The sequence below is a fragment of the Pseudotabrizicola sp. genome (assembly GCF_030656345.1).
In the GTDB taxonomy this organism is placed as follows: Bacteria; Pseudomonadota; Alphaproteobacteria; order Rhodobacterales; family Rhodobacteraceae; genus Pseudotabrizicola.
The window spans coordinates 13247-38178 of record NZ_JAUSNR010000049.1; the positions used below are offsets into that span (position 1 = coordinate 13247).

29 protein-coding genes are annotated in these 24932 nt (G+C 62.4%); 17 read left to right on the forward strand and 12 right to left on the reverse strand.

From position 1 onward, the window contains the following. Positions 1 to 3: 3 nt before the first annotated feature. A complete protein-coding gene (locus Q7J44_RS21415; protein WP_304883114.1) occupies positions 4 to 858 on the reverse strand; it encodes a metalloregulator ArsR/SmtB family transcription factor in 855 nt (284 codons plus the stop codon). 139 nt (positions 859 to 997) lie between these two features. On the opposite strand from Q7J44_RS21415, the gene Q7J44_RS21420 reads away from it, so the two are divergent. From Q7J44_RS21420 to Q7J44_RS21440, 5 genes are read left to right on the forward strand one after another with little or no spacing between them, the layout of a single operon-like run. Continuing rightward, positions 998 to 1273: a metalloregulator ArsR/SmtB family transcription factor gene (locus tag Q7J44_RS21420; protein ID WP_304883115.1), complete on the forward strand. Its 276-nt coding sequence runs from the start codon at positions 998 to 1000 to the stop codon at positions 1271 to 1273. Next, positions 1270 to 2268 carry a permease gene (locus tag Q7J44_RS21425; protein WP_304883116.1) on the forward strand — a complete coding sequence of 333 codons (999 nt, stop codon included), beginning with the start codon at positions 1270 to 1272 and terminating at the stop codon, positions 2266 to 2268. Before Q7J44_RS21420 ends, Q7J44_RS21425 begins: the two co-directional genes overlap by 4 nt. 11 nt (positions 2269 to 2279) lie before the next feature. Next, positions 2280 to 2507, forward strand: coding sequence for a thioredoxin family protein (locus Q7J44_RS21430; protein WP_304883117.1), 228 nt, complete (start codon positions 2280 to 2282; stop codon positions 2505 to 2507). Then, entirely contained in the window at positions 2504 to 2908 is a 405-nt protein-coding gene (locus tag Q7J44_RS21435; protein WP_304883118.1) for an OsmC family protein, read from the forward strand. The genes Q7J44_RS21430 and Q7J44_RS21435 overlap by 4 nt, the downstream gene beginning before the upstream one ends. A 4-nt stretch (positions 2909 to 2912) precedes the next feature. Beyond that, complete coding sequence (locus Q7J44_RS21440; RefSeq protein ID WP_304883119.1) at positions 2913 to 3791, forward strand: cation diffusion facilitator family transporter; 879 nt, start codon at positions 2913 to 2915, stop codon at positions 3789 to 3791. On the opposite strand, the gene Q7J44_RS21445 is transcribed toward Q7J44_RS21440, so the two are convergent. After that, entirely contained in the window at positions 3792 to 3935 is a 144-nt protein-coding gene (locus Q7J44_RS21445; RefSeq protein ID WP_304883120.1) for a hypothetical protein, read from the reverse strand. It abuts the gene before it with no gap. A 46-nt stretch (positions 3936 to 3981) separates the two neighbouring features. Between Q7J44_RS21445 and Q7J44_RS21450 the strand changes: the two genes are divergently transcribed. Continuing rightward, positions 3982 to 4764 carry a sulfite exporter TauE/SafE family protein gene (locus Q7J44_RS21450; protein ID WP_304883121.1) on the forward strand — a complete coding sequence of 261 codons (783 nt, stop codon included), beginning with the start codon at positions 3982 to 3984 and terminating at the stop codon, positions 4762 to 4764. 2 nt (positions 4765 to 4766) lie between these two features. On the opposite strand, the gene arsH is transcribed toward Q7J44_RS21450, so the two are convergent. Genes arsH through Q7J44_RS21465 form a run of 3 tightly spaced genes read right to left on the reverse strand, consistent with a single transcriptional unit; the run spans position 4767 to position 6819 of the window. Next, the gene (arsH, locus tag Q7J44_RS21455) at positions 4767 to 5483 is read right to left on the reverse strand and encodes an arsenical resistance protein ArsH (RefSeq protein ID WP_304883122.1); all 717 of its coding nucleotides are present in this window, start codon (positions 5481 to 5483) and stop codon (positions 4767 to 4769) included. Further along, entirely contained in the window at positions 5480 to 6499 is a 1020-nt protein-coding gene (gene arsB / locus Q7J44_RS21460; protein WP_304883123.1) for an ACR3 family arsenite efflux transporter, read from the reverse strand. The genes arsH and arsB overlap by 4 nt, the downstream gene beginning before the upstream one ends. Next, a complete protein-coding gene (locus tag Q7J44_RS21465; RefSeq protein ID WP_304883124.1) occupies positions 6496 to 6819 on the reverse strand; it encodes a helix-turn-helix transcriptional regulator in 324 nt (107 codons plus the stop codon). The genes arsB and Q7J44_RS21465 overlap by 4 nt, the downstream gene beginning before the upstream one ends. A gap of 133 nt (positions 6820 to 6952) precedes the next feature. On the opposite strand from Q7J44_RS21465, the gene Q7J44_RS21470 reads away from it, so the two are divergent. The 6 genes from Q7J44_RS21470 to Q7J44_RS21495 all read left to right on the forward strand — a co-directional run bounded on the left by Q7J44_RS21470 (position 6953) and on the right by Q7J44_RS21495 (position 14189). Further along, the gene (locus Q7J44_RS21470; protein ID WP_304883125.1) at positions 6953 to 7813 is read left to right on the forward strand and encodes a PhnD/SsuA/transferrin family substrate-binding protein; all 861 of its coding nucleotides are present in this window, start codon (positions 6953 to 6955) and stop codon (positions 7811 to 7813) included. Positions 7814 to 7866: 53 nt separating this feature from the next. After that, entirely contained in the window at positions 7867 to 9237 is a 1371-nt protein-coding gene (locus tag Q7J44_RS21475; protein ID WP_304883126.1) for an ATP-binding protein, read from the forward strand. Then, positions 9230 to 10438 carry a sigma-54 dependent transcriptional regulator gene (locus tag Q7J44_RS21480; RefSeq protein ID WP_304883127.1) on the forward strand — a complete coding sequence of 403 codons (1209 nt, stop codon included), beginning with the start codon at positions 9230 to 9232 and terminating at the stop codon, positions 10436 to 10438. Before Q7J44_RS21475 ends, Q7J44_RS21480 begins: the two co-directional genes overlap by 8 nt. A 171-nt stretch (positions 10439 to 10609) precedes the next feature. Further along, positions 10610 to 11137 (forward strand): arsenate reductase (azurin) small subunit, encoded by a 528-nt coding sequence (locus tag Q7J44_RS21485; RefSeq protein ID WP_304883128.1) that lies wholly within the window; start codon positions 10610 to 10612, stop codon positions 11135 to 11137. Positions 11138 to 11147: 10 nt separating this feature from the next. Further along, positions 11148 to 13607: an arsenate reductase (azurin) large subunit gene (locus tag Q7J44_RS21490; RefSeq protein ID WP_304883129.1), complete on the forward strand. Its 2460-nt coding sequence runs from the start codon at positions 11148 to 11150 to the stop codon at positions 13605 to 13607. A gap of 69 nt (positions 13608 to 13676) precedes the next feature. Next, on the forward strand, positions 13677 to 14189 hold the full coding sequence (locus tag Q7J44_RS21495) for a DUF2478 domain-containing protein (protein ID WP_304883130.1): 513 nt from the start codon (positions 13677 to 13679) through the stop codon (positions 14187 to 14189). Positions 14190 to 14573: 384 nt separating this feature from the next. On the opposite strand, the gene Q7J44_RS21505 is transcribed toward Q7J44_RS21495, so the two are convergent. After that, entirely contained in the window at positions 14574 to 15887 is a 1314-nt protein-coding gene (locus Q7J44_RS21505) for a type II toxin-antitoxin system HipA family toxin (protein ID WP_304883131.1), read from the reverse strand. Then, positions 15887 to 16138, reverse strand: coding sequence for a helix-turn-helix domain-containing protein (locus Q7J44_RS21510; protein ID WP_304883132.1), 252 nt, complete (start codon positions 16136 to 16138; stop codon positions 15887 to 15889). The genes Q7J44_RS21505 and Q7J44_RS21510 overlap by 1 nt, the downstream gene beginning before the upstream one ends. Positions 16139 to 16416: 278 nt before the next feature. On the opposite strand from Q7J44_RS21510, the gene Q7J44_RS21515 reads away from it, so the two are divergent. Both Q7J44_RS21515 and Q7J44_RS21520 read left to right on the forward strand, forming a co-directional pair. After that, a complete protein-coding gene (locus tag Q7J44_RS21515; protein WP_304883133.1) occupies positions 16417 to 16737 on the forward strand; it encodes a hypothetical protein in 321 nt (106 codons plus the stop codon). 39 nt (positions 16738 to 16776) lie between these two features. Next, positions 16777 to 16899, forward strand: coding sequence for a hypothetical protein (locus tag Q7J44_RS21520; RefSeq protein ID WP_257724885.1), 123 nt, complete (start codon positions 16777 to 16779; stop codon positions 16897 to 16899). A 113-nt stretch (positions 16900 to 17012) separates the two neighbouring features. Here Q7J44_RS21520 and Q7J44_RS21525 read toward each other — a convergent pair whose 3' ends face one another. The 3 genes from Q7J44_RS21525 to Q7J44_RS21535 all read right to left on the reverse strand — a co-directional run bounded on the left by Q7J44_RS21525 (position 17013) and on the right by Q7J44_RS21535 (position 20488). Continuing rightward, positions 17013 to 17486 (reverse strand): DUF411 domain-containing protein, encoded by a 474-nt coding sequence (locus Q7J44_RS21525; protein ID WP_304883134.1) that lies wholly within the window; start codon positions 17484 to 17486, stop codon positions 17013 to 17015. 81 nt (positions 17487 to 17567) lie between these two features. Further along, positions 17568 to 18005, reverse strand: a complete 438-nt coding sequence (cueR, locus tag Q7J44_RS21530) for a Cu(I)-responsive transcriptional regulator (RefSeq protein WP_008030636.1) — start codon at positions 18003 to 18005, stop codon at positions 17568 to 17570. Further along, entirely contained in the window at positions 18002 to 20488 is a 2487-nt protein-coding gene (locus Q7J44_RS21535) for a heavy metal translocating P-type ATPase (RefSeq protein WP_304883135.1), read from the reverse strand. Before Q7J44_RS21535 ends, cueR begins: the two co-directional genes overlap by 4 nt. A 160-nt stretch (positions 20489 to 20648) precedes the next feature. Here Q7J44_RS21535 and Q7J44_RS21540 point away from each other — a divergent pair, with 160 nt between their 5' ends. After that, the gene (locus Q7J44_RS21540) at positions 20649 to 20837 is read left to right on the forward strand and encodes a heavy-metal-associated domain-containing protein (RefSeq protein ID WP_008030632.1); all 189 of its coding nucleotides are present in this window, start codon (positions 20649 to 20651) and stop codon (positions 20835 to 20837) included. Positions 20838 to 20857: 20 nt separating this feature from the next. Then, a complete protein-coding gene (locus Q7J44_RS21545) occupies positions 20858 to 21277 on the forward strand; it encodes a DUF305 domain-containing protein (protein WP_304883136.1) in 420 nt (139 codons plus the stop codon). A 148-nt stretch (positions 21278 to 21425) separates the two neighbouring features. Here Q7J44_RS21545 and Q7J44_RS21550 read toward each other — a convergent pair whose 3' ends face one another. Further along, positions 21426 to 21857 (reverse strand): DUF411 domain-containing protein, encoded by a 432-nt coding sequence (locus tag Q7J44_RS21550; protein WP_304883137.1) that lies wholly within the window; start codon positions 21855 to 21857, stop codon positions 21426 to 21428. A 166-nt stretch (positions 21858 to 22023) separates the two neighbouring features. After that, positions 22024 to 22464: a helix-turn-helix domain-containing protein gene (locus Q7J44_RS21555; RefSeq protein ID WP_304883138.1), complete on the reverse strand. Its 441-nt coding sequence runs from the start codon at positions 22462 to 22464 to the stop codon at positions 22024 to 22026. Between the two features lie 88 nt (positions 22465 to 22552). Between Q7J44_RS21555 and Q7J44_RS21560 the strand changes: the two genes are divergently transcribed. Beyond that, a complete protein-coding gene (locus tag Q7J44_RS21560; RefSeq protein WP_304883139.1) occupies positions 22553 to 24928 on the forward strand; it encodes a heavy metal translocating P-type ATPase in 2376 nt (791 codons plus the stop codon). Positions 24929 to 24932: the final 4 nt, after the last annotated feature.

Below are 24932 nucleotides of genomic sequence, written 5' to 3' on the forward strand. Positions count from 1 at the left end.
AGGTCAGGCCTTTGCTTTGCTGTCAGTGCCGATAGCATCAACACGGGATTGGAGAGACATCCGGCTAAGCGACTCAAAAGGCAGCTCGACGAAGGTCATGATGCGCCGCCGCAGGCCAGCGTAGGTCTGAGCAAAGACAAGCGCCTTCTCTGCGTCCGTTCCCGTTGCTTTCACCGGATCTGGCAAGCCCCAATGGCCGGTAATGGGCTGACCCGGCCAAGGCGGACATTCCTCGGCTGCCGCCGTGTCGCAGACGGTGAAGACGAAATCCATCACGATAGCGCCCGGCCGCTGGAATTCGGAAATGTGCTTTGACCGCAAGACAGAAGTGTCATGGCCGTTGCGCTTCAGGATTTCCAAAGCAAAGGGGTTCAACTCGGTGTTGGGGCGCGTTCCGGCGGAGAAGGCCTGGAATTTACCCTTGCCCAGATCGCGGAGCAGTGCCTCGGCAAAGATCGAGCGGGCCGAGTTGCCTGAGCAGATGAAAAGTACGTCGAAGTCGGTGTCGGGGATATTCGGGTCCATTTGGGCGGCGTCCTTTGGGGCAGAGAGCAAGGGGGCAAGGAGATCGGGCCGGGCACGACCAACATCGAGGGCGAGGTAGCCGATCAATCCTTCGGTCGTGTCGAGATCGACGGCGTAGTAGAGGGAACGGCCGACCCGCGTGACCTGCACCAGGCCAGACGCCGTAAGATCTGCCAGATGGTGGGACAGTGTGTTCTGTTTCATCCCGAGCGCCTCGGCGATCTCAGTCGGGCGCACGCCCTGTGGGGCAAAGCGCATCAAGAGACGAAAGACAGCCATCCGGCCGGGATGGCCGAGGGTGGCAAAGGCATGAGTGGCGTGATTCTGTTCCATAATTCCCGATTAAAGGAAGTGAGGGAGTGCGTCCAATGAAGGTTTCATGACACTTCGGGTCTAGTGTCAGGTTGATTGATCCACATCACGGCGGACATCGCCCGCTTATGCGCAGATGCGCATGAAGTGGAGTTTCCCCATGATCGTCTCCCTCCTTTCCGCCCTTGCCGAACCAACCCGCCTTGAGGCGATGCGTCTTTTGTCTGATGGCTCGGAACACTGCGTCTGCGAGCTGATGCGCAAGCTGGGCGCGACGCAAAGCCGGATGTCGCGCCACATGCAGGCGCTGAAGCAGGCGGGCCTCGTAGTCGACAGGCGGGATGCGCAATGGGTGCGCTACCGGATGAGGGATGATCTGCCGCCGCATCTGCGCGCGCTGTTGACGGCGGCGTTGGTCGAGGAGGTGATGGCGTGAACGTTTTCACCTGGATGAACGACCAGCTTTTGCGGATGCTGTGGCTGTCCGACCTCGTGACAGCGGGGGTGCAGGCGGTCGGGCTGGACCCGGCCTCGCGCATCGGCGGCTCGGTGCAGTTCTTCGTCTATGACGTCATCAAGATTTTCATCCTTCTTTCAGTGCTGATCTTCGCCATTTCTTACGTGCAAAGCTATTTCCCACCGGAACGGACGCGGCGCATCCTTGGCGGGCGGTCGGGGATCGGCGCCAACATCCTTGGCGCACTTCTAGGAACCATCACGCCGTTCTGCTCGTGTTCCTCCATCCCGCTGTTCATCGGCTTTACCGCAGCCGGTCTCCCGCTTGGGGTGACGTTTTCGTTCCTGATCTCATCACCTCTGGTGGACATGGCCTCAGTCATTCTGCTGGCCTCGATCTTCAGTTGGCCCATCGCGTTGGCCTATGTGGGGGTCGGCCTATTGGTTGCGATTATCGGCGGCACGATCATCGGCAAGCTGGGGATGGAGGATCAGGTCGCCGCCTTCGTGCGCAACGTGCCGGTCACGGACGCAGATGAAACCCTGACCCGGGCCGAGCGTGTAGCCTTCTCCCGCGATCAGGTGATGGATATCGTGCGCAAGGTCTGGCCCTATGTGCTGATCGGCGTCGGGATCGGTGCTGCAATCCACAATTGGGTTCCTGCCGAGACGATCTCTGCGCTTCTTGGTCAGGACAAGTGGTGGGCAGTGCCGGTCGCCACCTTGGTAGGCATCCCGATGTACGCCGACATCTTCGGCACCTTGCCGATAGCCGAAGCGCTGGTGGGCAAGGGCGTTGGCCTTGGCACCGTGCTGGCCTTCATGATGGCGGTGACGGCGCTGTCGCTGCCCTCGCTGATCATGCTCAAGCGCGTGGTCAAGCTGCCGCTTCTGGCCACCTTCACCGGCGTCGTGACCGTGGGCATCCTGACCATCGGCTTCACCTTCAACGCCATCACCCACTGGTTCATCTGAAAGGACAAATCATGATCATCAAGATCCTCGGCTCGGGCTGCAAGAAATGCGTGACTTTGGGCGAGAACGCCAAGGCGGCAGCCGATGCCGCGGGCAAGGAGGCCCAGATCGTCAAGGTCACCGATTTTGCCGAAATCGCGGCCTATGGCATCATGTCCACCCCCGGACTGGTCGTGGATGAAAAGGTGCTGTCGGCGGGCAAGGTGCTGACCGCCGAAGAAATCGGGCGCCTGCTGTGACGGAGTATCGCGTCTCCGCCCGCCGCATCGACAACCACGGCAGCCTTGCAGTGGCCAAAGAGGCCGAGGTGGTGCTGGACACCGACATGGCCGGGCGGCGCGATGCGATGAACCCGGTCGAACTGTTGCTGGCGGCCCTTGCCGCCTGCATGCTGAAAGGGATCGAGCGGGTGACACCGATGCTGGCCTTCCAGATCGAGGGTGTAGAGGTTGCGTTGGAGGCGATCCGCCAGGATGCGCCACCCAAGCTGACGCTGATCCGCTATCAGATCACGATTGACAGCGCCGAGACAGATCAGCGGCTGGACCTCTTGCATCGCAACATCCTGAAATACGGCACCATCTCGAACACGCTGTCCGGGGCGGTGCCACTGGAAGGCACGTTGACCCGAAAGGTCTGACCAAATGGCCCACGATCATGACCACAGCCCGCCCGCCGACCTTGGCCCCGCGTTCCGCTGGGCCGTTGGCCTGAACACGGCCTATGTCATCGTGGAAGGTGTCGCGGGCTGGATTACCGGATCGCTCGCCCTCTTGGCCGACGCGGCGCACAACCTGACCGATGTGGCCGGGCTACTGATCGCTTGGGGCGCGGCTGTGCTGGCCAAGCGGGCAGTGACCGCGCGGCATACTTGGGGGATGGGGCGGGCCACGATCCTGGCAGCGCTGTTCAACGCCATCGCCATTCTGGTGGGTGTCGGTGCGGTGACGTGGGAGGCGGTGCAGCGGCTGTCTGACCCAGTGGCTGTGCCCGGCTTGACGGTGATGTTGGTCGCACTGGTCGGGATCGGCGTGAACACGGGCTCTGCGCTCTTGTTCATGTCTTCACGCAAGGGCGATCTGAACGCGAAGGGCGCGTTCCTGCACATGGCGGCAGATGCGGCGGTTTCGGGCGCCGTGGTGCTGGCAGCGGCCGGGATCTTGGTTACCGGATGGGACTGGCTTGACCCCGCCGTGGCCATCGCGGTCAGCCTGCTGATTGCCGTCACTGCCGCCGGACTGTTCCGTGAAGCCTTGCACCTGAGCCTTGATGGTGTGCCGTTCGAAATTGATCGTGCTGCCATTGCCGATTGGCTGGTGCAGCAAGACGGCGTGCAGGGCCTGCACGACCTGCACATCTGGCCACTGTCCACCACGCGCACCGCGCTGGCTGTGCATCTGGTCTGGCAGGGGGCCGACCCGGACGCCTTCATCGACCGGGTGACCGATGCCTTGGCCGAGGCGCATGGCATCGCCAATGTCACACTGCAGTTGGAAGGCCGACCCTGCGACAGGGCGGCCTGATCAGGTAGCGACCGATGGGTTCAACCGCTCTTTCAGGGCTTCAGAGAATCCCTTGCGTTCGAAATAGCGCCTGCGCTTTTCGCACAGCAGCATCTTGAAATACGGCACCATCTCGAACACCCTGTCCGATGCCGTGCCGCTCAAGGGAAGCCTGCGTCGCAAGGTGTGACAGGGTCATTTGGGGGCAGGCATGGTCGGATGGCAGCGGATCGTATTGGCTGGGGCGGCCGTCGGCCTTGTTGGCGGGCTGATCGGCCTTGGCGGGGCAGAGTTCCGCCTACCACTCTTGATCGGCCTGTTTGGCTTTGCAGCTTTGGAAGCTGTGATCCTGAACAAAGCCACCAGTCTGATTGTGGTGGCCACAGCGCTGCCGTTCCGGGCGGGAACCGTGCCGCTGGATCAGGTGCTGGCCGAATGGCCGATCATCTTGAACCTCCTCGCGGGAAGCCTGCTTGGCGCATGGATCGGCGCCGGGCTGGCCGTTCGGATGAAATCCCGCACCCTCTATCGCGTTCTGGCCGGTCTTCTGGTGCTGATCGCGGCAGTCCTGGCGCTCAGCCACAGCATGACCCTTGCGCCCGCTGCCCTTGTCACCGGACCTGCGCAGATCGTCGCGGGCCTTGTCGCAGGGTTCGGCATCGGCATCGTGGCCTCGTTGATGGGCGTTGCGGGGGGTGAGTTGCTGATCCCGACGCTGGTCCTTCTGTTCGGGATTGACCTGAAACTCGCAGGCAGCCTGTCACTTGCCATCAGCCTGCCCACCATGCTGGTCGGGTTCGCCCGCTACAGTCGGGACGACAGTTTCACGGTACTCGCACGCAACCGGAGCTTCGTGCTGTTCATGGCACTGGGTTCAGTGATCGGCGTCGCCATCGGCGGCCAACTTCTGGGGATCGTGCCCGAGGCTGTGCTGCTGCCGGTGCTGGTCGCCATCCTGCTGGTATCCTCCGTCAAAGTCTGGCGTCACGGCTGAGATCATGTGGCGGCCGACAGGTTCACCCGCTTCATCAGGGCCTCGGCGCTTTCCTTGCGTTCGGAATACCGATCAACAAGGTAATCCGCCCGGTCGCGCGTCAGGAGGGTGAACTTCATCAACTCCTCCATCACGTCCACAATCCGGTCATAAAGCGGTGAAGGGCGCATGCGGCCCAACTCATCAAACTCCTGAAACGCCTTAGGGATCGAGGATTGGTTGGGGATCGTGATCAGCCGCATCCAGCGCCCCAGAAGGCGCATCTGGTTGACCGCGTTGAAGCTTTGCGATCCGCCCGAGACCTGCATCACCGCCAGTGTCTTGCCTTGGGTGGGCCGAACCGCCCCGTCGGAAAGCGGAATCCAGTCGATCTGCGTCTTCATCAGTCCGGTCATCGCGCCGTGACGTTCGGGCGAGGACCACACCATCCCCTCGCTCCATGCCACCAAATTGCGCAACTCGCGGACCTTGGGGGGCGTCGCGTCCACCCCGTCATCGACCAGCGGCAGGCCAGACGGGTTGAAGAACCGCACCTCCGCCCCAAGCCGCGTCAGGATGCGTCCGGCTTCTTCACCCGACAGTCGGCTGAAACTGCGAGGGCGAAGCGAGCCGTAGAGGATCAAGATACGCGGGGCGTGCGTCTTGTGCGGCGGGGTCATCAGCGCCGCTTCGTCAATGCCCGGGAACAGCGCGTCGTCGATATTGGGCGTATTTGTCATGCTGGGAACCTGTCGCGGGTGCGGTTGGCAAATGCTACGAGCGACAGCATTACCGGCACTTCGACAAGGACGCCGACCACCGTGGCCAATGCGGCACCGGAGTTCAGGCCAAAGAGGCCGATGGCCACTGCCACGGCCAACTCAAAGAAGTTCGACGTCCCGATCAACGCGCAAGGAGCCGCCACTTTGTGCGGCAGCTTCCACGCAAAAGCCCAAGCATAGCCGAGTGCGAAGATGCCATAGGACTGAATGATGATCGGCACGGCGATCAGGGCAATCAGCAGAGGCTCTGCGATGATCACCTGCCCTTGGAACCCGAACAGAAGCACGACGGTCAGTAGGAGCCCGAGAACTGAGGCCGGTTTGATCCGGGCGGTAAAGGCGCTGAGGGCAGCCTCACCCCCACGCAACATCAGGGCGCGCCGCGTTAGCGCCCCGGCGATCAGTGGGATGACAATGTAGAGGACGACTGAAAGCATCAGCGTCTCCCATGGGACATTGATATCTGTCACTCCCAAGAGGAAGGCCACGATGGGGGCGAAAGCCACCACCATGACGAGGTCATTCACACTGACCTGCACCAGCGTGTAGTTCGGGTCACCCTTGGTCAGCTGCGACCAGACAAAGACCATCGCGGTGCAGGGGGCTGCGCCCAAGAGGATCAGGCCTGCAATGTATTCCGGGGCCTTGGCCGGGTTGATCAGACCAGCAAAGAGGTGGTTGAAGAACAGCACGCCAAGGGCGGCCATGGTGAACGGCTTGATCAGCCAGTTGATGACCAGCGTGATGACCAACCCCTTTGGTCTGCGCCCGACGTCCTTCAGCGACCCGAAGTCAATGGCGATCATCATCGGATAGACCATCGCCCAAATCAGTATCGCCACGACAAGATTGACCGAGGCGTACTCAAGACCAGCTAAGGCAGCGAACAGATCGGGCATCAGGTTGCCCAAAAGCAGGCCTGCAAGAATGCACAGGGCGACCCAAAGGGTAAGCCAGCGTTCGAAGAGACTCATGCCGTTTCCTTTTGGCCTGGAATGCAGCAGGCTCCATTGGGTGGTGGGGTCAGGCCCATGATCAGTTCGGCAAGCGGCGCGAGTGCGGCCGGGTTCAGCGCGTAGCAGACCCGCGGTCCGTCAATCTCACCGGTGATCACGCCCGCAGCCTTCAGGATACGGAGATGCTCTGACACCGTCGATTGCGCCAGACCGACCGCTCCGACGATCTCGCCGCCAATACATCCGGGCGTCGCCTGAAGCAGACAGAGGATCCGGATACGTGCCGGATGCGCAAGCGCTTTCGCCAAAGCGGCGGTGGTCGTTTCGTCTGTTGCCATCTGGACGCTTTCCAAGCTGATCCGTTTCCGTATATCGTCGATTTACGATTTCGTGCAGCATAGGACAAGCTTGTTCAGGGGTGCAGGACATCGAAGTTGGTGCGAGGGGAGACGCGCCGCGAGGAGGACAGAGATGCATAGCACACGCCGCGCGGTGCTTTTTGGTGCGGCTGCCGTGGCCGCGCCTTTCGTTGGTACAAGAGGCTGGGCTCAAGGCCCCGCGCCCTTCAAGTTTGCCCTTACGCCAGTCTTCCTCGACAATGACGCCGCAGTCATCGATGCCCTTCGACTCGCTTTATCGCAAGGCATGGGACAAGAGATCGAACTCGTCCAGCGCCGAACCTATCAGGAAATTTCTGGCGCCCTGCTCGACGGCTCCGTCGATACCGCCTGGACCTGCGGTTTTCCTTATCTTCAGCATCGGACCGAACTTTCGCTGCTCGGCGTGCCGGTCTGGAGAGGACAGCCGCTCTATCAATCCTACCTGATCGTCGGCAAGGACGATGCGGCAAAGACCTTGTCAGATCTTCGTGGTGCTGCGCACGCCTTCTCAGATCCTGACAGCAATTCCGGCTTTCTCGTCACGGCTTCCGACCTCGCCCGCGACCACCAAACGCCTGAGGAGTTCTTTTCCAGGGTGATCTTCACCTATGGCCACCGCAACGTGGTTCGTTCAGTCGCCGGAGGCCTGACGCGATCCGGCAGCGTGGACGGCTACGTGTGGGAAGCCCTCAGCGTGGCAGAGCCCGAGCTGACGGCCCAAACCAAGGTCATCGCCCGCTCGGAATGGCTGGGTTTCCCCCCGATGGTCGCGCGGAAGGATCGCATGGACGAGCCGTCAGTTCAGGCGTGCCGGACTGCCCTTCTGGCTCTCTCGGCCAATCCACCCGGCAAAGATGCGTTGAGGCTCCTGAGTCTTGACGGGATTATTCCGGGAGAAGATGCGCTGTTCGACGGGATCGCTGCCCGCATGTCAATCCTGGCGGACGGATGAGAGCCGTGCCCCGCTTTCGCGATCTGCCCGTAACTTTGCGCGTGCCACTTGTGATGGCCAGCCTGATGGTCCTGTTGGGTTTTCTTGCGAGCCAAAGCGTCCTTTCGGCCTTGGGCCGCGTTCAGGATGCGCGTCTGTCAGAGACCGCGCGGCTGCATGTCGAAGGCTTGTCCGTGGCCCTTGGGCCCTCCGTTTTGCGGCAGGATGTCTGGGAGGTCTATGACATTTTGGACCGGGCCCGCTCGGCTTATGACGGTCAACGCTTGCTTTTGTCGATCGTGGCGGACGAGCGCGGGCGCATCCTTGCCGCAACCGATCCGCGACGTGCGCCAGTGGGGGATGAGGTCGCGGGTTTCGAGGTGAACGCCGTTTCACCGGATGCCATCCGGATGACCGGCGACCCCACGCTTCGGGTCATGGCACCGCTCCTCTTTCAGGGACGCCAGATCGGTCAGATCGTCACCGAGCTTGATGTGACCGACCTGCTGACCGAGCGTCGCAACGTCTCGATGTGGCTCTTGTTCGGAAACGCGGCGGCAACGGCCGTTCTGGCATTCGGCGGCTGGCTGGCGGTTGCCCGTATCCTGCGACCTGTCGGCACGTTGGTGCTGGCGATGGACGATTCCAAAGGCGCGCCCCGCCCGATTTCTGAGGCGGATATTCCCCGCGGCGACCCCGGCCTGTCGCGTCTGATCCTCACGTACAACCGGATGACCACGGCTGTCGAAAGCCGCGCCGAGGCCGAGCGTCGCCTGGCCGAGCGTGAACGCTTCGTCAGCCTCGGGCGCCTTTCGTCTTCGCTGGCGCATGAGGTGAACAACCCGCTCGGTGGTCTCCTCAATGCAGCCGACACGATCCGCACCTATTCGGACCGTCCGGAGGTTGTGCGCCAATCCGCAGAGCTGATGCTACGTGGATTGTCGCATTTGCGAGACGTCACCCGCGCCATTCTTGATGAGAACCGCCTTGATCGCATTGGCCAGGTGCTCCGCCGCGAAGACCTGGAAGACCTCAAGCTTCTCTTTGAGCCGGAAGTATCCAGCCGCGCGCAATCCCTGAACTGGAAAGTCGAAGCGGGACAGGATGAGTTGGCAAGGTTTCCGGCCGCTCCCGTGCGTCAGGTGGTGCTGAACCTCCTTCTCAACGCGGGCGCCGCGGCGGGACAGAATGGCATTGTGGGTCTATCCGTAGCTGCGGAACAGTACCGTCTTGCCATTGAGGTTACAGACAGTGGTCCTGGCTTGGGTCAGGCCGATCTTGACCGATTGCTGGCATCAGGCCCCCTGCCGCCGGGCGGCGGCGTGGGTCTGCGCCTCGTGCACGATCTGGTGCGCGGGCTTTGGGGGGAAATCCAGCACGAGCGCAAAGACGCCCGGACACACGTCCGCGTCAACCTACCCATGAAGGACATTAGCTATGCTTGAAGGCAGACGCATTGTCCTGGTCGAGGACGACGAAATCATGGGCGCTTCGCTCGTGCAGCGTCTGGAGCTGGAGGGCGCCGAGGTTCAGTGGCACCGCCATATCCTGCGCGCCCTGCCCGCGATCCGCACGCCCAGAAAGCCAGTCGATGCCGTTATCTGCGATATCCGGCTGCCAGATGGCACGGGCGAGGACCTCTACGAGACCCTGACAAGGACTGGGCACCCACCGCCGTTCCTGTTCATCACGGGTCAGGGGTCAATTGATCAAGCGGTGCGTCTGATCCGCTCCGGCGCGTTGGATTACATCGCCAAGCCCTTCGACATCGGCCGGTTCCTGACCCGCTTGACCCAGGTGATGCAGCCGCGCGCCGATCAGGAGATGCCCCCCGAAACCGGTGTTTCCGACGCAGCCCGAGCAGTCGACCGGCAAGTGAGCGATGCGGCAGGCCGCGCTTCACCTGTTCTCCTGCGGGGTGGCCCTGGGCTTGGTAAACTCCGGCTTGCCCGGCGCATTCACGATCATTCCGACCGACGCGCGGCCCCTGCAATCGTCCTCGATGCCTTGGCGGGGCCAGTTGAAAACGAGACGCTCGCCAGGGCCATCGCTGACGTCGGCGAGGGAAGCTTGATCATCGTTGGCATCGGTCGCCTCCCCTCGGATAGCCAAGACCTACTGCTGGCCAGTCTCAGAGAAAGAGACTTCCGGCTCATCGCTACAGCCGGGTTGCGGCTTGAGGAAAAGGGGGCTGATCATTTTCGGTCCGACCTTCAGTCGCTCCTGACCTCTCATGAAATTGTCATCCCGGCTCTGGCCGAGCGGCCGGAAGATGCCGTCTGGCTTGCGGCCCGGCTTTTTCCCGCGATGAATGCCCGCAGGGCAAGTCCGCTGACCGGCATTGCCGCGTCCGCCGAAGAGGCCATCCGGGCGCATGACTGGCCGGGCAATGGTCGCGAGCTGCGCGCGAGATTGCTGCGTGCTGTCGAGGCTGCAGTTGGTGATCTTGTGCTGACATCGGACCTGTTTCCAGAGCGCGCCGGAGATGCAGGGCTACGATCCCTTGCCGAGGTGCGCGATGCGGCCGAGCGGTCGCAAATCGCGGCTGCACTGGAGAGAACCGGGGGCCAGGTCGGCGAGGCGGCAAAGCTTCTGCGGGTCTCCCGGACCACGCTGTGGGAGAAGATGCAGAAGCTTGGTCTTTGACTGGGCAAGCGCCTGACTTCTGGTCATTGGCATGTTCGGAAACCCGAACACCTGAAAATAAGCTATGTTTTTGAGCGGTTTGCAAACGGGCAGGCAAGACATTCAGCCGACCAGACCGACGCTGTCTCCTGCTAACCTTTGGGCAAGGGAGCCAAGGGAGGAATAGCTACCATGAAATGCAACCGGTTGGTCGATGTCGGCCGCCGTCAGTTCCTGCGCGGGGGTGTTCTCGGCGTTGCAGGGGCTGCGGCGGCAACGGTCATGCCTGCAGGGCAGGCTCAGGCGCAGACGGCGCGCGCAATGCTGGACTACCCGTCCACCAAACTGGCGAACCTCGCCGATCTCAAGGTGAACGAGCCGCTGGATATCGGCTATCCCGATTCCGACAGCCCCGGCGTCCTGCTGAAACTGGGCACCGCAGTCGAAGGCGGTGCCGGGCCCGATGGCGATGTCGTCGCCTATTCAGTGCTGTGCCCGCACAAGGGGTTTGTCATGTCCTACCACGGGGCCGACAAGACTCTGAATTGCCCTGGCCACTTTTCCCGGTTCGACTGTGAAAAGGGCGGTCAGCAAATCTGGGGTCACTCCACGCAGAACCTGCCGCAATTCGCGCTGCGTGTGGACGACAAGGGCGACATCTATGCCGAAGGCGCGGACGAGCTGATCTACGGCCGTCTGTCCAACGTGCTGCAAGGGTAAGGGGGCGATCATGGCTTACAAACGCAACATCGACCGCCTGCCGATCATCCCCGCAGGCGCCAAGGAACACAACGTCACCTGCCACTATTGCATCGTCGGTTGCGGCTACAAGGCCTACACTTGGCCATTGAAGACCCAAGGCACGACCGACAGCAACTGGATGGGCGAGGACCTGTCCAAGCAGCAGGGTGCTGAGACGGAGGCGTGGTACGCGCCGTCCATGTACAACGTCGTCAAGCAGAATGGCAAAGACGTTCATCTGGTCATCAAGCCGGACGTCAACTGCGTGGTGAACTCGGGCCTGGGCTCGGTGCGCGGCGCGCGCATGGCCGAGAACCGCCGCTCCGAAATCACCGGCACGCAGGCTCAGCGCCTGACGGAACCGATGGTCTGGCGCTATGGCACCTGGCAGCCGACCTCCTGGGATGATGCGCTGGACCTCGTGGCCCGCGTCACCGCGCGTGTCATCGACAAGGAAGACGAGAACGACCTTTACGTCTCGATGTTCGATCACGGCGGCAGCGCCGGCGGATACGAGAACACCTGGGGCACCGGCAAGCTCTACTTCGGATCGATGAAGGTGAAGCACTGCCGCATCCACAACCGCCCGGCCTATAACTCAGAGGTGCACAGCACCCGCGACATGGGCGTGGACGAGTTGAACTACTCCTATTCCGACTATCAGGTCGCCGACACGATTATGCTGGTCGGCACCAACCCGATGGAATGCCAGACCAACCTGTTCCTGAACCACATGGTCAAGGGGATGCAGAACGGGGCGAAGGTGATCGTCGTCGATCCCCGCCGCACCGTGACGGTGGACAGCTGCGAGCAGGTTGCCGGGGCAGAAAACGTGCTTCATCTGGCGATTGCCAGCGGCTCGGACCTTGCGCTTTTCAACACGCTCTTCACCTACATCGCCGACCAAGGCTGGGTGGACGCAGACTTCATCGCCAAGTCGACCTTCCAGGGTGACGTTGCGGTGCCCGAGGATGCCGCGCATCCGGCGTCTCTGGGATCATTCGAAGCCGCCCGCGCAGCCTGCAAGATGAGCCTTGCGGACGGGGCAGCGACCACCGGCCTGTCTGAGGCGCAGATCATCCAGGCCGCCGAATGGATCGCCAAACCCAAGGAGGACGGCAGCCGTACCAAGACTGTCACCGGATATGAGAAAGGCATCATCTGGGGGAATGACAACTACCGCGTCATCGGGGCACTGGTGAACATAGGTCTTGCAACCGGCAACATCGGTCGCGAAGGCGGTGGCGTCTGCCGTCTCGGCGGACACCAGGAAGGCTATTTCCGCCCCTCCGACGCCCATGTCGGCCGCCCGGCACCCTACATCGACCAGCTGATCATCGCGGGCGGCGGCAAGGTGCACCACATCTGGGCCAACGACCACTACAAGACCACGCTCAACGCCGCCGAGTTCAAGCGCGTCTACAACCGCCGCTCGAACATGGTGAAGGAGGCAATGGACGCACGCGCCGGGGCGACCCGGGAGGAGCTGGTCGATGCGATCGTCAGCGCAATCAACGCGGGCGGAATATTCAGCGTCTGCGTCGACATCATCCACAGCCAAATCGGGCAAGCCGCGCATGTCATCCTGCCGGCGGTGGAGTCGGGCGAGATGAACCTGACCTCGATGAACGGCGAGCGGCGCTTGCGGCTGGTCGAAAAATACATGGATGCCCCCGGATCGGCCCAACCCGACTGCATCATCGCAGCCCGGCTGGCCAATCATTTGGAACGCGTGCTGCGTGAGGAAGGCCGCGCCGAATATGCCGACCAGTTCAAAGGCTTCGACTGGAAGACCGAGGAAGACGCCTTCATGGACGGCTACAACTCGGGCAATCCGGAAGTGACCTACGAGCGGTTGCGGGCTGCCGGCAACGACGGTGTGCAAGAGCCGGTCAAGGGTTATGAAAACGGAGCACTCGTCGGCACCCCACGGCTCTACGAGGACGGCGTCTTTACGCGCCACGGTCGTGAAGATGGCAAGGCCCTGTTCTGCATGGGGTCCTGGCGCGGGCTTCAGGCCCCGGGAAAGGCCCAGCAACAGGCCAACAACCGGTTCCTGATCAACAACGGGCGGGCAAACCTGAACTGGCAGAACTGGTTCCTGGACCAGCAGAACGACTTCGTCATGGACCGCTTCCCGGTTCCGTTCATCCAGATCAATCCCGACGACATGGCCGATCTTGGTCTGAAGCCGGGCGATATGGTCGAGGTGTTCAACGAAGTTGGTGCCACGCAGGCACTCGTCTATCCCGAGCCGACCGCCCGGAAGAACGAGACCTTCATGATCTTCGGCGCCCCGAACGGGACGCAGGGGAACGTGATCAACGCCGGCACCAACGAGTTGATCCTGCCGAACTACAAGCAGACCTGGGCCAACATCCGCAAGATCTCGGATGCCACCCCTGCTGCAGCGCGGGTTTCCTACAAGTCGTGGGAAGTGCAGCTCTGAAGACTTTGCTGCGCCGCCGGCTCAACGTCGGCGGCGCAACATTTTTTCCATGACGCAGGGGAGGCTGCCGTGAGACTTGCTTATGTAACACTTCAAGGCCGCGGCCGAACCGATACACTGATCGCAGCCGTAGCAAACCAGTTGCAGATGGACGGAGTGCGCCTTGCCGGAACAGTGCAGTCGAACATCGAACGTCCCGACCGCCGCAAGTGCGACATGGACCTGATGATTCTTCCTCAAGGTCCCATCGTTCGGATCAGTGAGGATCGCGGCGACCTCGCAAGAGGCTGCACCCTCGACTCTGGCGCTCTTGAACAATCGGTCGCCGAGGTTCAGCAGCGCTTATCGGGATCTGACATGCTCATTGTGAACAAGTTCGGCAAGCGTGAGGCCGAGGGCAAAGGTCTGGTCCCCGTCATAGGCGACGCTGTCGATCTGGGAATTCCAATTCTTGTGGGTGTTAACGGCCTCAATCTCGCGGCGTTTCTGGCATTTGCTGGAGAGGAGGCATTGGCCTTGCCAACGGATGTCGCCAGTGTCGTCCAGTGGTGCAGACAGTCTATTGTCGCTGAGACTGTTTAGCGCTCTGGATTTGGCACCACATCTGTTTTCGCAGCAATGTCGGCGTTCCGGCTAGCTTCTTGCTCGGGGTCATGTGTCCCTGACGGACCAGTCCGTCAACGACACCTCAAGCACCCACAGCGGGGCCAGTACCAATGCGCGCAGCTGACCCAAAAGCGCATGGGCTGCATGAGCAGAACAGGGCCACACCAACCGCCAACCGGCATTTCACGCATCGGATTTCTGCAGGGTGATCGGTCAGGCTGCCTATGATGCTCGGGTCCTTGATGTCGTCCGAAAGTTCGGATGTCCCAAGTTCGCTGCAATCCTGGTGGTCCATGGACGGGCTGTATTGGCCGGGGAGATTCCGAGTTGAGGCCGAGGTTTTCTGGGTGCGCCAATCGGCTAGTCGGCTGCGGCCCGAAGACGCGGTATCCGCTGTTCAAAGCCTTGCTTCACAGAGGCGAACAGCGCCTCGGGGAAACTGGCCGGCATGTCAGCAAGCGCCGTGGCAAATGCCTGCTCCGCTCTCGTGTGGATGTCCATGAAGATACTCGCGACCTGTTCACGGGAAAACCCGGCAGCCAGACCGGTCTCGACGAAATGGCGACCCTGGATTTCGGAGACCTTGTAGTGACGGCTTTTCCCGGCTCGCATCGCAAGCTTCATGTCCTTGATCTGAAGCTGCCCGGCATCCAGCGAAGGCTGGACGGTCAGCACATCGTAAAGTGGCGTCATGACGAAGCGGCCGCCCGGCATCAGCGCAATACTGAAGTTCTTGGCATGTCCATCTGTGGCCCCGATCAACCAGAACAGAATGTTGGCCTTCAGGAAGTTCGCCCGGTCGCGCAGCGGCTCGTCACTACCCTGAAGCAGGCCGCAGATCTCAACGATTCCGGGACCGCCCTCGCTCTGGTACTTCCGGGTCGGCGGGACGGATAACGCTTGGCAGCAATCCTCCTGAGGCAGGCGGATCAGCCGACCGTCCCGCGCGCGAAGCCGGTCGAAACGCTCGATGACCAGCACCTTGGTACCTGCGAAAGTGACCATCTCAGTGTGAGCGACGGGCAGGCCGAACGCGGCCATCAGGCTCATGCAGAAATGCTCATTCTCGACGCTGTCGGTCAGATCCATGCCATTAGGCAAAGCGCCGATCGCGGGCTTCAGGATATGGGTGGTTGGCGTCGTGCCGGTTGGCTCAACCCACTGACCATCATGGAACAGAAGTGCGGTCTTTTCCTGTGCGCCAGCGACTGAAATCCGGAAATCCCGCTCGGCCCGGATACCAAGTGGCGTACGGCCAAGATCCTTGAGCATCGCAGCGATCTGGTCGTCGCTCAGCGGCTCTCCCGTTAGCACCCGGTTATCCCCTGGCTCTTCCCCCTCGGCGAGGAATTGCAGCGCGCCGACGCAGTCACGTCCGATCCGGGCCAGAAGGCTGAAGGAATCAACACCATCCGCCCCGACCCGCTCGGCCACACGCCGACGGATATCGTCACTGTCCGGCAGGAGGTTCTCGAAGACAGCTATAACTGGTTGGCCGACATACCGCTCGGCCCGCAGGGGCAAGGAGCGTGAGATCGGCAGGGTGTTTTCCCAAGCCAGCCACTCCGGGGCATAGGTGAAGGAAAAGGCTCCGTCCGGGTCACGGAAATACTGCCCCACCTTGCGGCGGTTCATGTAGACGTCGAGCGGGGCATAGGCGCGCTTGCGCCCCATCAGAAAATGTCCTCAAGATCGCCAGGCGTCATCTTGCTGCGGGGGACGATGTGCAGCTCGAGATCGAGGGCCGCGAGCAGATCGAAGATCGTGTCGACCTTTGCTCCGCTGGCGCTGGTCTCGATGTTGGAGACTGTGCGCTGCCAGATGCCTGCGAGTGTAGCAAGGTCGGCCTGCGTCAAGTTCCGCGCCTTGCGCGCCTTGCGCAAGACGTTGCCGAGATCCTTCGTAGTGCGCGCGATCTGATCCATTTATCTGACCCCTTTAGAGGCAGCATGTTCTCTGGATCATAATTTGTCAATATATCTCTAAGATCATAAACGTTCCCCATGATCCCGAGGTCCTTAAATGTCGCCACGATCTGCAGATCATTTTGACGTAGTGGCAGTGTCCAAAACGCCTTTTCTACCGTTGCGGTCTTTCACATAGGGTTTTGGGGACAGTTTCTGCCGCGCAGGTAGTTCGCTTCCCTGCCCGAATGTCAGCTTTGTGACTTGTTTCCGAAGCGGCTTCCGATGACTTTCTATCGATGAACATCGGTCTGGTTGCGCATGCGCTGAACTTTTTCGCCCGCGTATTGCGGGCCTGCGCCATCATGGTCGGCCTCGGGCTTGTGATGTTGAGCTCCAACCATTGCCCAACGGGTCAGACCGACTGCTCCATGGCAGGCATGGACATGGAAACCCAAGATGGCGTCTGCGTTTTAGCCTGCGGTATTCCATTCCAATACGGCGTTCAGGCCACACCCGCCTTTGTCGGCAAGATATCCGTTCTGCCCGTCCCGAAGGTCCCGCGGTTCGCGGGCATCCTGACAGAGCCGGATGTGCCGCCCCCCCGATCCCTTGTTTGAGATGACACTCCCAATTCAACCTCATCAAGGAAACCAATGATGAAAACCACACTTGCTGCTGCGGCAGTATTGCTCGCCTTTGGCGGCGCCGCCTTTGCGGCCTCGGATTGCTGCGGTGATCTGATGGCCTGCTGTGCTGCGATGTTCGAGTGCTGCTTCTGATCCGCACTTGACCAAACTAAGGGGAACGCCAGCCTTCGGGCTGGCGTTTTCGTTCCGGAAAGGCCGCTGACAGGTTTCGTTCGGCTTCTTGCCTGCTTCGGACCTGACCGTGTTCAGGCAGCCGGATAGGACGCGAACACATTGGCCGCCCCGTCGCGCCCGATCAGGATCACGTCATAGGCTTCGCGCTGGTCTTCTGGTCCCATTCCGGGTGAGCCGATGGGCATGCCTGGGACCGACAGACCAATGGCGTCGGGCCTTTCGACCAGCAGTCGGCGGATGTCGGCGGCGGGGACATGGCCCTCGATGACATAGCCAGCGATCCGGCCGGTGTGGCAGGACACAAGGGCATCTGGCACCCCCGCCGTCTGCTTCAGTTCGGCGAGCGCGACATACTCCAGATCCTGTGCCGCGACGGCAAAGCCTGCGTCCTTCAGATGCGCGATCCAGTCGTGACAGCATCCACAGGTGGCCGTCTTGAAGACTTCGATTGTCTCCAGCTCTTGGGCAAATGTCTGGTCGGGCAGAATGCCGAGGCTGATCAAACTGGCGGCCCCGGACAGGACATGGCGGCGATTGAGGGTCATTGGGTCTCTCCAGCGAATGTAATTAGTTGAAAGGAAGTTTGGCCCGCTGCCACTGAAAGGCAAGTGGCTGGGACGTCGCCGTTATCGATTGAAGCCCGGCCCGCTGTGGCAGGCGGGAGCAACGAGTGATGCCTCCCCCTCGAGATCGGCCAGGATCGGGCAATCGGGCCGATCATCGCCGGAACAACCCTGCGCCAGATGGTCAAGCGTGGCGACCATGCTTTCCATCTCCACGATCTTGCGGCGCAGGCCAGCGATCTGGGCCTGTGCCAGTTGCTTGACGTCCGCGCTGTGGCGGCTGCGGTCCCGCCAAAGGGCCAGAAGTTCGCCAATTGCTTCAACCTGAAACCCCAGATCGCGGGCGCGGCGGATGAAGCGCAGCATCTGGACATCGGTGCCGGTATAGGTGCGGTAGCCCGATGCGGTGCGCCCGGCTGAAGGGATCAAGCCAGTCTGCTCATAGTAGCGGATCATTTTGGCTGAAACGCCCGAATGCTTGGCGGCTTCTCCGATGTTCATGCCGTTTCTCCGTTGGTTTGCGTTGGCTGGAAGCGGCGCAGGCGCAGGGCATTGCCCAGCACGAACACGCTGGACAAGGCCATGGCCCCCGCCGCAAAGACGGGCGACAGAAGGATGCCAAAGGCTGGATAAAGCGCCCCTGCCGCCACCGGGATCAGGGCCGCGTTATAGACAAAGGCCCAGAACAGGTTCTGCCGGATATTGCCCATCGTCGCCCGGCTGAGGGCGATGGCATCGGGCACCCCGGTCAACCGGCCCGACATCAGCACGACATCCGCCGCCTCGATGGCAATGTCGGTGCCCGTACCGATGGCAAGGCCCACATCCGCCTCGGCCAGGGCCGGGGCATCATTGATGCCGTCGCCCACAAAGGCTAGAGGTCCATGGTCTGCGCGCAGCCGCCGGATCGCCTCGACCTTGCCACCCGGAAGGACCTCGGCCACGACTGCATCAATGCCCAGTTGGTGGCCAATGGCCTGCGCGGTGCGGGCGTTGTCGCCAGTGATCATCGCTACCTTCAGGCCCAGCTCGTGCAAGGCCCTGATAGCCTCCGGGGTGGTCGGCTTGATCGGATCAGCCACGGCCATCATAGCAGCCAGCCGCCCGCCGATGGCCGCATAGAGCGGGGACTTGCCCTCTGCCCCCATTCGCGCGGCCCCTTCAGCAAATGGGGTCACGTCCAGCCCCAAGCGGGCCATGTAGCGGTCTGCGCCGATCTGCACCGGCACTCCGCCCGCCGTCGCGGTCACACCGAACCCGGTTTCTGAGGCAAAGCCGGTCACGGCGGGTAGGGTCACCCCCTCGGCTTCGGCCGCGGCCACGATGGCGCGGGCAATGGGGTGTTCCGATCTGGCCTCGACCGAGGCCACCAACGCGAGCACCTCGGCGCGATCAAACCCGGGGGCCAGGATCAGGTCGGTCAGTGCAGGCTTGCCCGCCGTCAGCGTTCCGGTCTTGTCGAGTGCCACGACACGGACGGATTGCAGCGCCTGCAACGCCTCGCCCTTGCGGAACAGCACGCCGAGTTCCGCGCCCCGCCCGGTGCCCACCATGATCGACGTGGGTGTCGCCAGCCCCATCGCGCAGGGGCAGGCGATGATCAGGACCGCCACAGCATTGACCAGACCGAAGGTTAGCGCCGGGTCGGGGCCAAGGATCAACCAGACGGCAAAGGTCAGCGCGGCCAGCCCCATCACCACCGGCACGAACCACAGGGTGATGCGGTCCACCAGCCCCTGGATGGGCAGCTTGCCTCCCTGCGCGGCCTCGACCATGCGGATGATCTGCGCCAGCATCGTCGCCTCGCCCACCGCCGTCGCGCGGAAGGTCAGCGCGCCGGTCTGGTTGACCGTGCCGCCGGTGACCGCAGCCCCTGCGGCCTTGGCGACGGGGGCGGGTTCGCCGGTGATCATGGATTCGTCAATCCAGCTGTCGCCCGCCGTCACCTCGCCATCGACCGGCGCTCGCTCGCCGGGACGCAGGTCGAGCAGATCGCCTGTCCGCACCTCGGCAATCGGCACCTCGACCACCGTATCACCCCGATGGACACGGGCCATGCGCGGCTGCAAGCCGACCAATCGGCTGATCGCCTGCGACGTGCGGCCCTTGGCTTGCGCCTCCAGAAACCGGCCCAGCAGGATCAGCGTGACGATGACTGCCGCCGCTTCGAAATAGACGTTCACCGTCCCGGGCGGCAGCAGACTTGGAAGGAAGGTCGCCACCACCGAATAGGCAAAGGCCGCCGTTGTGCCCACTGCGACAAGACTGTTCATGTCGGGGGCAAGCCGCCACAGCGCGGGATAGCCCTTGAGATAAAAACGACGCCCCGGCCCCAGCAGGACCAGCGAAGTCAGCACGAATTGCAGCACCCAGCTTGTCTGCATGCCGATGGTGGTCATGATCAGATGATGGATGGGAGCAAAAAGATGCGAGCCCATTTCCAGCGCGAAGACGGGCAGGCTCAGCATTGCCGCAATCATCAGGTCGCGGCGCAACACGGCCTCCTGCACCTCCTTGCGCGCCGCGCCTTCGGCATCGCCCGCGGCCGAGGCTTGAACCAGCCGCGCGCCATAACCGACCGTCTCGACCGCATTTTGCAACAGAGCGGCGTCTGCCGTCCCGGTCACGGTAGCCCGTTCGGTGGCCAGATTGACGTTGGCCGACACAACGCCCGGCACTGCGGTCAGGGCCCGTTCTACCCGCGCCACACAAGAGGCACAGGTCATGCCTTCGATGGCAATATCCACAGTCTGCGAAGGCACGGTATAGCCCACCCGGTCCACCGCCGCGACCAGAGCCGCGCGGTCAATCGGTGCCGCTGACAAAACTTCCGCCCGTTCCGTTGCCAGATTGACCGTCGCAGACGTGACGCCCGGCACCGCCGTCAGCGCACGTTCCACCCGTACCACGCAGGAGGCGCAGGTCATGCCATCGACGGGCAAGCTCAAAGTGACGGGGGCCGGTGGAGTAAAGGGAGCGTTCATGGCGACTGTCCTGATCAGAAAAGTGTCGGGTCGCACTCACAGATAGGCCTTCCCATCATTGGAAGGTCAAGCGTCAAATTACACAAAAACGTGCTCTTGACCTTCCAACGCTTGGAAGCCCCATGTCCTACGCATCGAAGTTCAACCGAACGAGGATGCGATGCAGTTCCATATTGAAACAATGACCTGCGGCGGCTGTGCCCGGGGTGTGACCAAGGCGATCCAGAGCGTCGACGCCACCGCAACCGTGCAAGCCGATCCGCCTAACCGCCGTGTGGAAGTGACCACCACTGCGCCGCGCGACCAGATCGTTGCCGCCCTGACCGAAGCGGGCTTTGCACCCGCGTAACCGACCCAAAGGAGAAGAAAATGAAAAACACCGTTCTTGCCCTGACCGCTGCCTCCCTCGTTGTGGCAGGCGGCATTGCCTTTGCCCAGATGAAAGGCATGGACCACGGCAACATGGCTGGCGGATCGATGGAAGGCATGGCAATGATGGACCATTCCGCGCTGATCCCGCCCGAGCTTGCCAATGACCCGGCCACGAACGCCTATGCCGACGCCATGGACAAGATGATGGCCGATATGATGGTGCCCTATACCGGCGATCCGGACGTGGATTTCATGGTGGGGATGATCCCGCATCACGAAGCCGCCGTCGCAATGGCGCGTGTGGCACTGGAACATGGCACCGACCCCGAGGTGCGCGCCTTGGCCGAGGAGGTCATCGCGGCCCAAGAGCGCGAGATTGCACAGATGAAAGCCTGGCTGGCCGCACGCGGTCAGTGAGGGATTGTGCGCAGGGGGCTGTCTTCCATGGCCCTCTGCCCTTGCTCGCATCCTGAAGCGGACGCCGGTTCGGCATGCTCACCGCTGACTGGTCGAGCAAATAGGATGAGAGCCTCCGGTCGGTCCTGACCACTCGCCCGGAAAGCATTCAAGCTTCGGAATAAGACGTAAATACGGAGGTCGTCCCGTCGCGCGCGATCAGGAAAACCTCATAGGCATCGCGGTCAGCCTCATTCCCCATGCCCGGCGAGCCATAAGGCATGCCGGGCACCACAAGGCCGATGGCATCCGGGCGATCCTGCAGAAGGCGGCGGATGTCCGCAGCAGGAACATGACCCTCGATCATGTAACCGTCGATCTTTCCGGTGTGGCACGAGGTCATGCGCTGTGGAATGCCGTTCTCGAGTTTGTAGTTGATCAGCAGCATACCGTAGAGCTCTTCCTCGGTGACGGTGAACCCTTCCGAGCAAAGGTGTTCCACCCAGGCCGAGCAGCATTCGCAGCCCGTGCCCTTGGCGACATGGATCGGCGGCAGCTGGCTGGCCGAACTCAGCCTTGATGCCGTCTTTTGTGGAGGCATCGCCTCGGCTGCGCTGGCCCGGGGTGCCGTCTGGCTAGGGCTACGACGCAAACGCACACAGGCGCGGGTTTCGGACTTAGCCGAAGGCGCTCAATGCGACCTTGACCCTTGCGGACCAGCAAGTCGTCGGACGCTGGCCGACTGAGCCTCGCGATGTCCAGCTTGATTACTGCGCCAACTCCGTCTCCGGATGGCGGTGATCGGTCGCGCACAGTGAATGGTCTCCCAGCACTTCGATGACCCGGCAGTCGGCTATCTTCCCGCCTGCGCATTGCACGACCATGCGTTCGAGTTCGGCTTTCAGCGCGGTCAGGCGGGCAAGGCGGCTTTCAACTTCGGCCAGTTGCGCTCTCGCGATGGCATCAGCGGCGGCACACGACTGATCGGGTCGGTCCGACAGACTGAGAAGGTCCCGGATCGCTTCCAGCGTGAAGCCCAGATCGCGCGCATGACGGATGAAGGCGAGCCGCTCCTGCGCTTTGCGACCATAGAGCCGCTGGTTGCCTGCGCTGCGTTCGGCTTCAGGAAGGAGCCCGATCTGTTCGTAATAGCGAATGGTCGGAACCTTCACCCTGGCGGCTTCGCCCAATTTTCCGATGGTCAGCATCAGATTCCCCTTGAAGCTATAGTTGCTAGAGACATTAAGTCTACGAATCAATAATGGCAACTGCCCCAGCTCGGGCGGGGGAGCGATCATGGCTGACAAGAATTCCGATACGACCAACGCAACAGCAACGGTTGAATGGACCGTGACGGGCATGGATTGCGGCGCGTGCGCGGCCAAGATCAAGAATGCGGTCGGGCGTCTGCCGGGTGTCAGCGATGTGAATGTGGCAATCATGTCCGAACGGTTGAAGCTGACGCTGGCCGATAGCACCACCCCGCGTGAAAAGATCGAAGGCACCGTGCGGTCGCTTGGTTATCAGATAGAGCCGCGGAAGGCGGGGGCCAAGAAGGACTTCGTGCTTCCGGGTGCGGTGCCCGAGGATGACCACGACGAAGCCGAGGGCCACAGCCACGACGATGGCCATGATGATGCCGGGCAAGACCATTCGAGCCACGATCACAGCGGGGAAGATCACACCAAGCACGATCATGCAGGCCGTGACGCTGCGCCAAAGACCGCAAAGGCATCTGCGCGCGACGACAGCGGTCACGGCAGCCCCGGCCATGTCCATGACGACCCCGCAGATCGCGGCAAGCGCTGGTATCAGACGGGCAAGGGCAAGCTCGTCATCTTCACCGCCCTCTTGTTGGGTGCGGCCTGGATCATCGAGTATCTGGCACCCGACATTGGGAAGTGGGCCTTCGTTGCCGCCTGTCTGATCGGGGTTGCTCCGGTAGCGCAGCGCGCCTTTGCGGCATTGCGGATGGGTCAGCCTTTCACCATCGAAAGCCTGATGACCATCGCCGCAGTCGGTGCGCTGTTCATCAATGCGGCCGAAGAGGCAGCGCTGGTCGTTTTCCTTTTTGCCGTGGGCGAGGTGCTGGAAGGCGTGGCCGCAGGCAAGGCACGGGACGGCATCCGGGCGCTGGCCAATCTGGTGCCGAAGACGGCGCAACTGGTCACCGGCGACACCACGCGCGAGGTGCCAGCGGCGAGCCTGTCCGTGGGCCAGACCGTGCTTGTGCGCCCCGGCGACCGGATTCCGGCCGATGGTGAGATCACCGATGGCACCTCGGGCGTGGACGAAAGCCCGGTCACCGGCGAAAGCGTACCCAAGACGCGCGGGCCGGGGGAATCCGTGTTTGCAGGCTCGATCAACACCGAGGCCGCCTTGCGGGTCAAGGTTACCAAGGGCCCCGAAGACAACACCATCGCCCGCATCATCCGCCTTGTCGAAGAGGCCGAAGAGGCGCGCGCGCCAACCGAACGCTTCATCGACCGCTTCAGCCGCTGGTATATGCCCGCCATCGTTGCCGTGGCGGCGCTGGTGGTGCTGGTGCCGCCGCTGGCCTTTGGTCAACCCTGGGACACCTGGGTTTACCGCGGCCTTGCCTTGCTCCTGATCGGCTGCCCGTGTGCGCTGGTCATCTCGGTCCCCGCCTCCATCGCTTCGGCCATGTCCACCGGGGCGCGGCGCGGGCTCTTGATGAAGGGTGGTGCCGTGATCGAGGCTGCGGCGAAGGTCGATGTCGTGACCTTCGACAAGACTGGGACGCTGACGCATGGCCGCCCGCAAGTGACAGATCTTGTGCTGTTCGGGGCCACCACAGAAGCTGAACTTCTGGCTGTTGCGGCAGGGGTCGAAATGGGGTCGAGCCACCCGCTCGCCATCGCCATCCTGAACAAGGCCAAGGAGGCCGGCGTGACCGCGCTGCCGTCGCAAGATGCCAAGGCGCTGATGGGCAAAGGGGTTGTCGCAACCGTGGGCGGCGTGCCTGCATGGGTCGCCTCTCCGCGTTACGCGATGGAGCATGGTGGGCTCGATGGCCTTGGCCTGCGGCAGGCTACGATCTTCGAAGAGGATGGCAAGACCGCGGTCGCCGTGTTCCGCGAGAAAACCCCGCTTGGCTTGATCGCCATGCGGGACGAGCCGCGGGCGGATGCCAAAGACGCTGTGCGCCAGCTGACGGCCATGGGGGTGACCGCAGTTATCCTGACCGGGGATAACCCGCGCACGGCCGCTGCGATTGCCGGAAGCCTCGGGCTGAAGTTCGAAGCCGACATGATGCCCGAGGACAAGCTCGCCTACATCCGCGAGATCGGCACCAAAGGCGGCGTGATGATGATCGGCGACGGCATCAACGACGCGCCCGCGCTGAAGCAGGCAAGCGTTGGCGTGGCAATGGGATCGGGCACCGATGTGGCGCTGGAAACCGCCGATGCGGCGATTCTGCGCGACCGGGTGACCGACATTCCGGCCACGATCCGCCTTTCGCGCGCGGCAATGGCCAATATCCGCCAGAACGTGACCATCGCGCTTGGCCTGAAGGCAGTGTTCCTTGTGACCTCGGTATTCGGACTGACCGGCCTCTGGATCGCAATTCTCGCCGACACCGGTGCAACCGTGCTTGTGACGCTGAACGCCCTGCGTCTGCTGCGGTTCAACCCGGAACGCGAGGGCTGAGCAG

What these genes read in the sequence shown, in the direction of transcription:
- Q7J44_RS21555 (WP_304883138.1), bottom strand. Translation starts at nt 22,464, where the DNA reads ATGCTGACCATCGGAAAATTGGGCGAAGCCGCCAGGGTGAAGGTTCCG.
- Q7J44_RS21490 (WP_304883129.1), top strand. Translation starts at nt 11,148, where the DNA reads ATGGCTTACAAACGCAACATCGACCGCCTGCCGATCATCCCCGCAGGC.
- Q7J44_RS21540 (WP_008030632.1), top strand. Translation starts at nt 20,649, where the DNA reads ATGCAGTTCCATATTGAAACAATGACCTGCGGCGGCTGTGCCCGGGGT.
- arsB (WP_304883123.1), bottom strand. Translation starts at nt 6,499, where the DNA reads ATGAGTCTCTTCGAACGCTGGCTTACCCTTTGGGTCGCCCTGTGCATT.
- arsH (WP_304883122.1), bottom strand. Translation starts at nt 5,483, where the DNA reads ATGACAAATACGCCCAATATCGACGACGCGCTGTTCCCGGGCATTGAC.
- Q7J44_RS21545 (WP_304883136.1), top strand. Translation starts at nt 20,858, where the DNA reads ATGAAAAACACCGTTCTTGCCCTGACCGCTGCCTCCCTCGTTGTGGCA.
- Q7J44_RS21535 (WP_304883135.1), bottom strand. Translation starts at nt 20,488, where the DNA reads ATGAACGCTCCCTTTACTCCACCGGCCCCCGTCACTTTGAGCTTGCCC.
- Q7J44_RS21480 (WP_304883127.1), top strand. Translation starts at nt 9,230, where the DNA reads ATGCTTGAAGGCAGACGCATTGTCCTGGTCGAGGACGACGAAATCATG.
- Q7J44_RS21560 (WP_304883139.1), top strand. Translation starts at nt 22,553, where the DNA reads ATGGCTGACAAGAATTCCGATACGACCAACGCAACAGCAACGGTTGAA.
- Q7J44_RS21465 (WP_304883124.1), bottom strand. Translation starts at nt 6,819, where the DNA reads ATGGCAACAGACGAAACGACCACCGCCGCTTTGGCGAAAGCGCTTGCG.
- Q7J44_RS21440 (WP_304883119.1), top strand. Translation starts at nt 2,913, where the DNA reads ATGGCCCACGATCATGACCACAGCCCGCCCGCCGACCTTGGCCCCGCG.
- Q7J44_RS21415 (WP_304883114.1), bottom strand. Translation starts at nt 858, where the DNA reads ATGGAACAGAATCACGCCACTCATGCCTTTGCCACCCTCGGCCATCCC.
- Q7J44_RS21515 (WP_304883133.1), top strand. Translation starts at nt 16,417, where the DNA reads ATGAACATCGGTCTGGTTGCGCATGCGCTGAACTTTTTCGCCCGCGTA.
- Q7J44_RS21470 (WP_304883125.1), top strand. Translation starts at nt 6,953, where the DNA reads ATGCATAGCACACGCCGCGCGGTGCTTTTTGGTGCGGCTGCCGTGGCC.
- Q7J44_RS21510 (WP_304883132.1), bottom strand. Translation starts at nt 16,138, where the DNA reads ATGGATCAGATCGCGCGCACTACGAAGGATCTCGGCAACGTCTTGCGC.
- Q7J44_RS21520 (WP_257724885.1), top strand. Translation starts at nt 16,777, where the DNA reads ATGAAAACCACACTTGCTGCTGCGGCAGTATTGCTCGCCTTTGGCGGC.
- Q7J44_RS21475 (WP_304883126.1), top strand. Translation starts at nt 7,867, where the DNA reads ATGGCCAGCCTGATGGTCCTGTTGGGTTTTCTTGCGAGCCAAAGCGTC.
- Q7J44_RS21550 (WP_304883137.1), bottom strand. Translation starts at nt 21,857, where the DNA reads ATGCCTCCACAAAAGACGGCATCAAGGCTGAGTTCGGCCAGCCAGCTG.
- cueR (WP_008030636.1), bottom strand. Translation starts at nt 18,005, where the DNA reads ATGAACATCGGAGAAGCCGCCAAGCATTCGGGCGTTTCAGCCAAAATG.
- Q7J44_RS21505 (WP_304883131.1), bottom strand. Translation starts at nt 15,887, where the DNA reads ATGGGGCGCAAGCGCGCCTATGCCCCGCTCGACGTCTACATGAACCGC.
- Q7J44_RS21420 (WP_304883115.1), top strand. Translation starts at nt 998, where the DNA reads ATGATCGTCTCCCTCCTTTCCGCCCTTGCCGAACCAACCCGCCTTGAG.
- Q7J44_RS21485 (WP_304883128.1), top strand. Translation starts at nt 10,610, where the DNA reads ATGAAATGCAACCGGTTGGTCGATGTCGGCCGCCGTCAGTTCCTGCGC.
- Q7J44_RS21430 (WP_304883117.1), top strand. Translation starts at nt 2,280, where the DNA reads ATGATCATCAAGATCCTCGGCTCGGGCTGCAAGAAATGCGTGACTTTG.
- Q7J44_RS21525 (WP_304883134.1), bottom strand. Translation starts at nt 17,486, where the DNA reads ATGACCCTCAATCGCCGCCATGTCCTGTCCGGGGCCGCCAGTTTGATC.
- Q7J44_RS21450 (WP_304883121.1), top strand. Translation starts at nt 3,982, where the DNA reads ATGGTCGGATGGCAGCGGATCGTATTGGCTGGGGCGGCCGTCGGCCTT.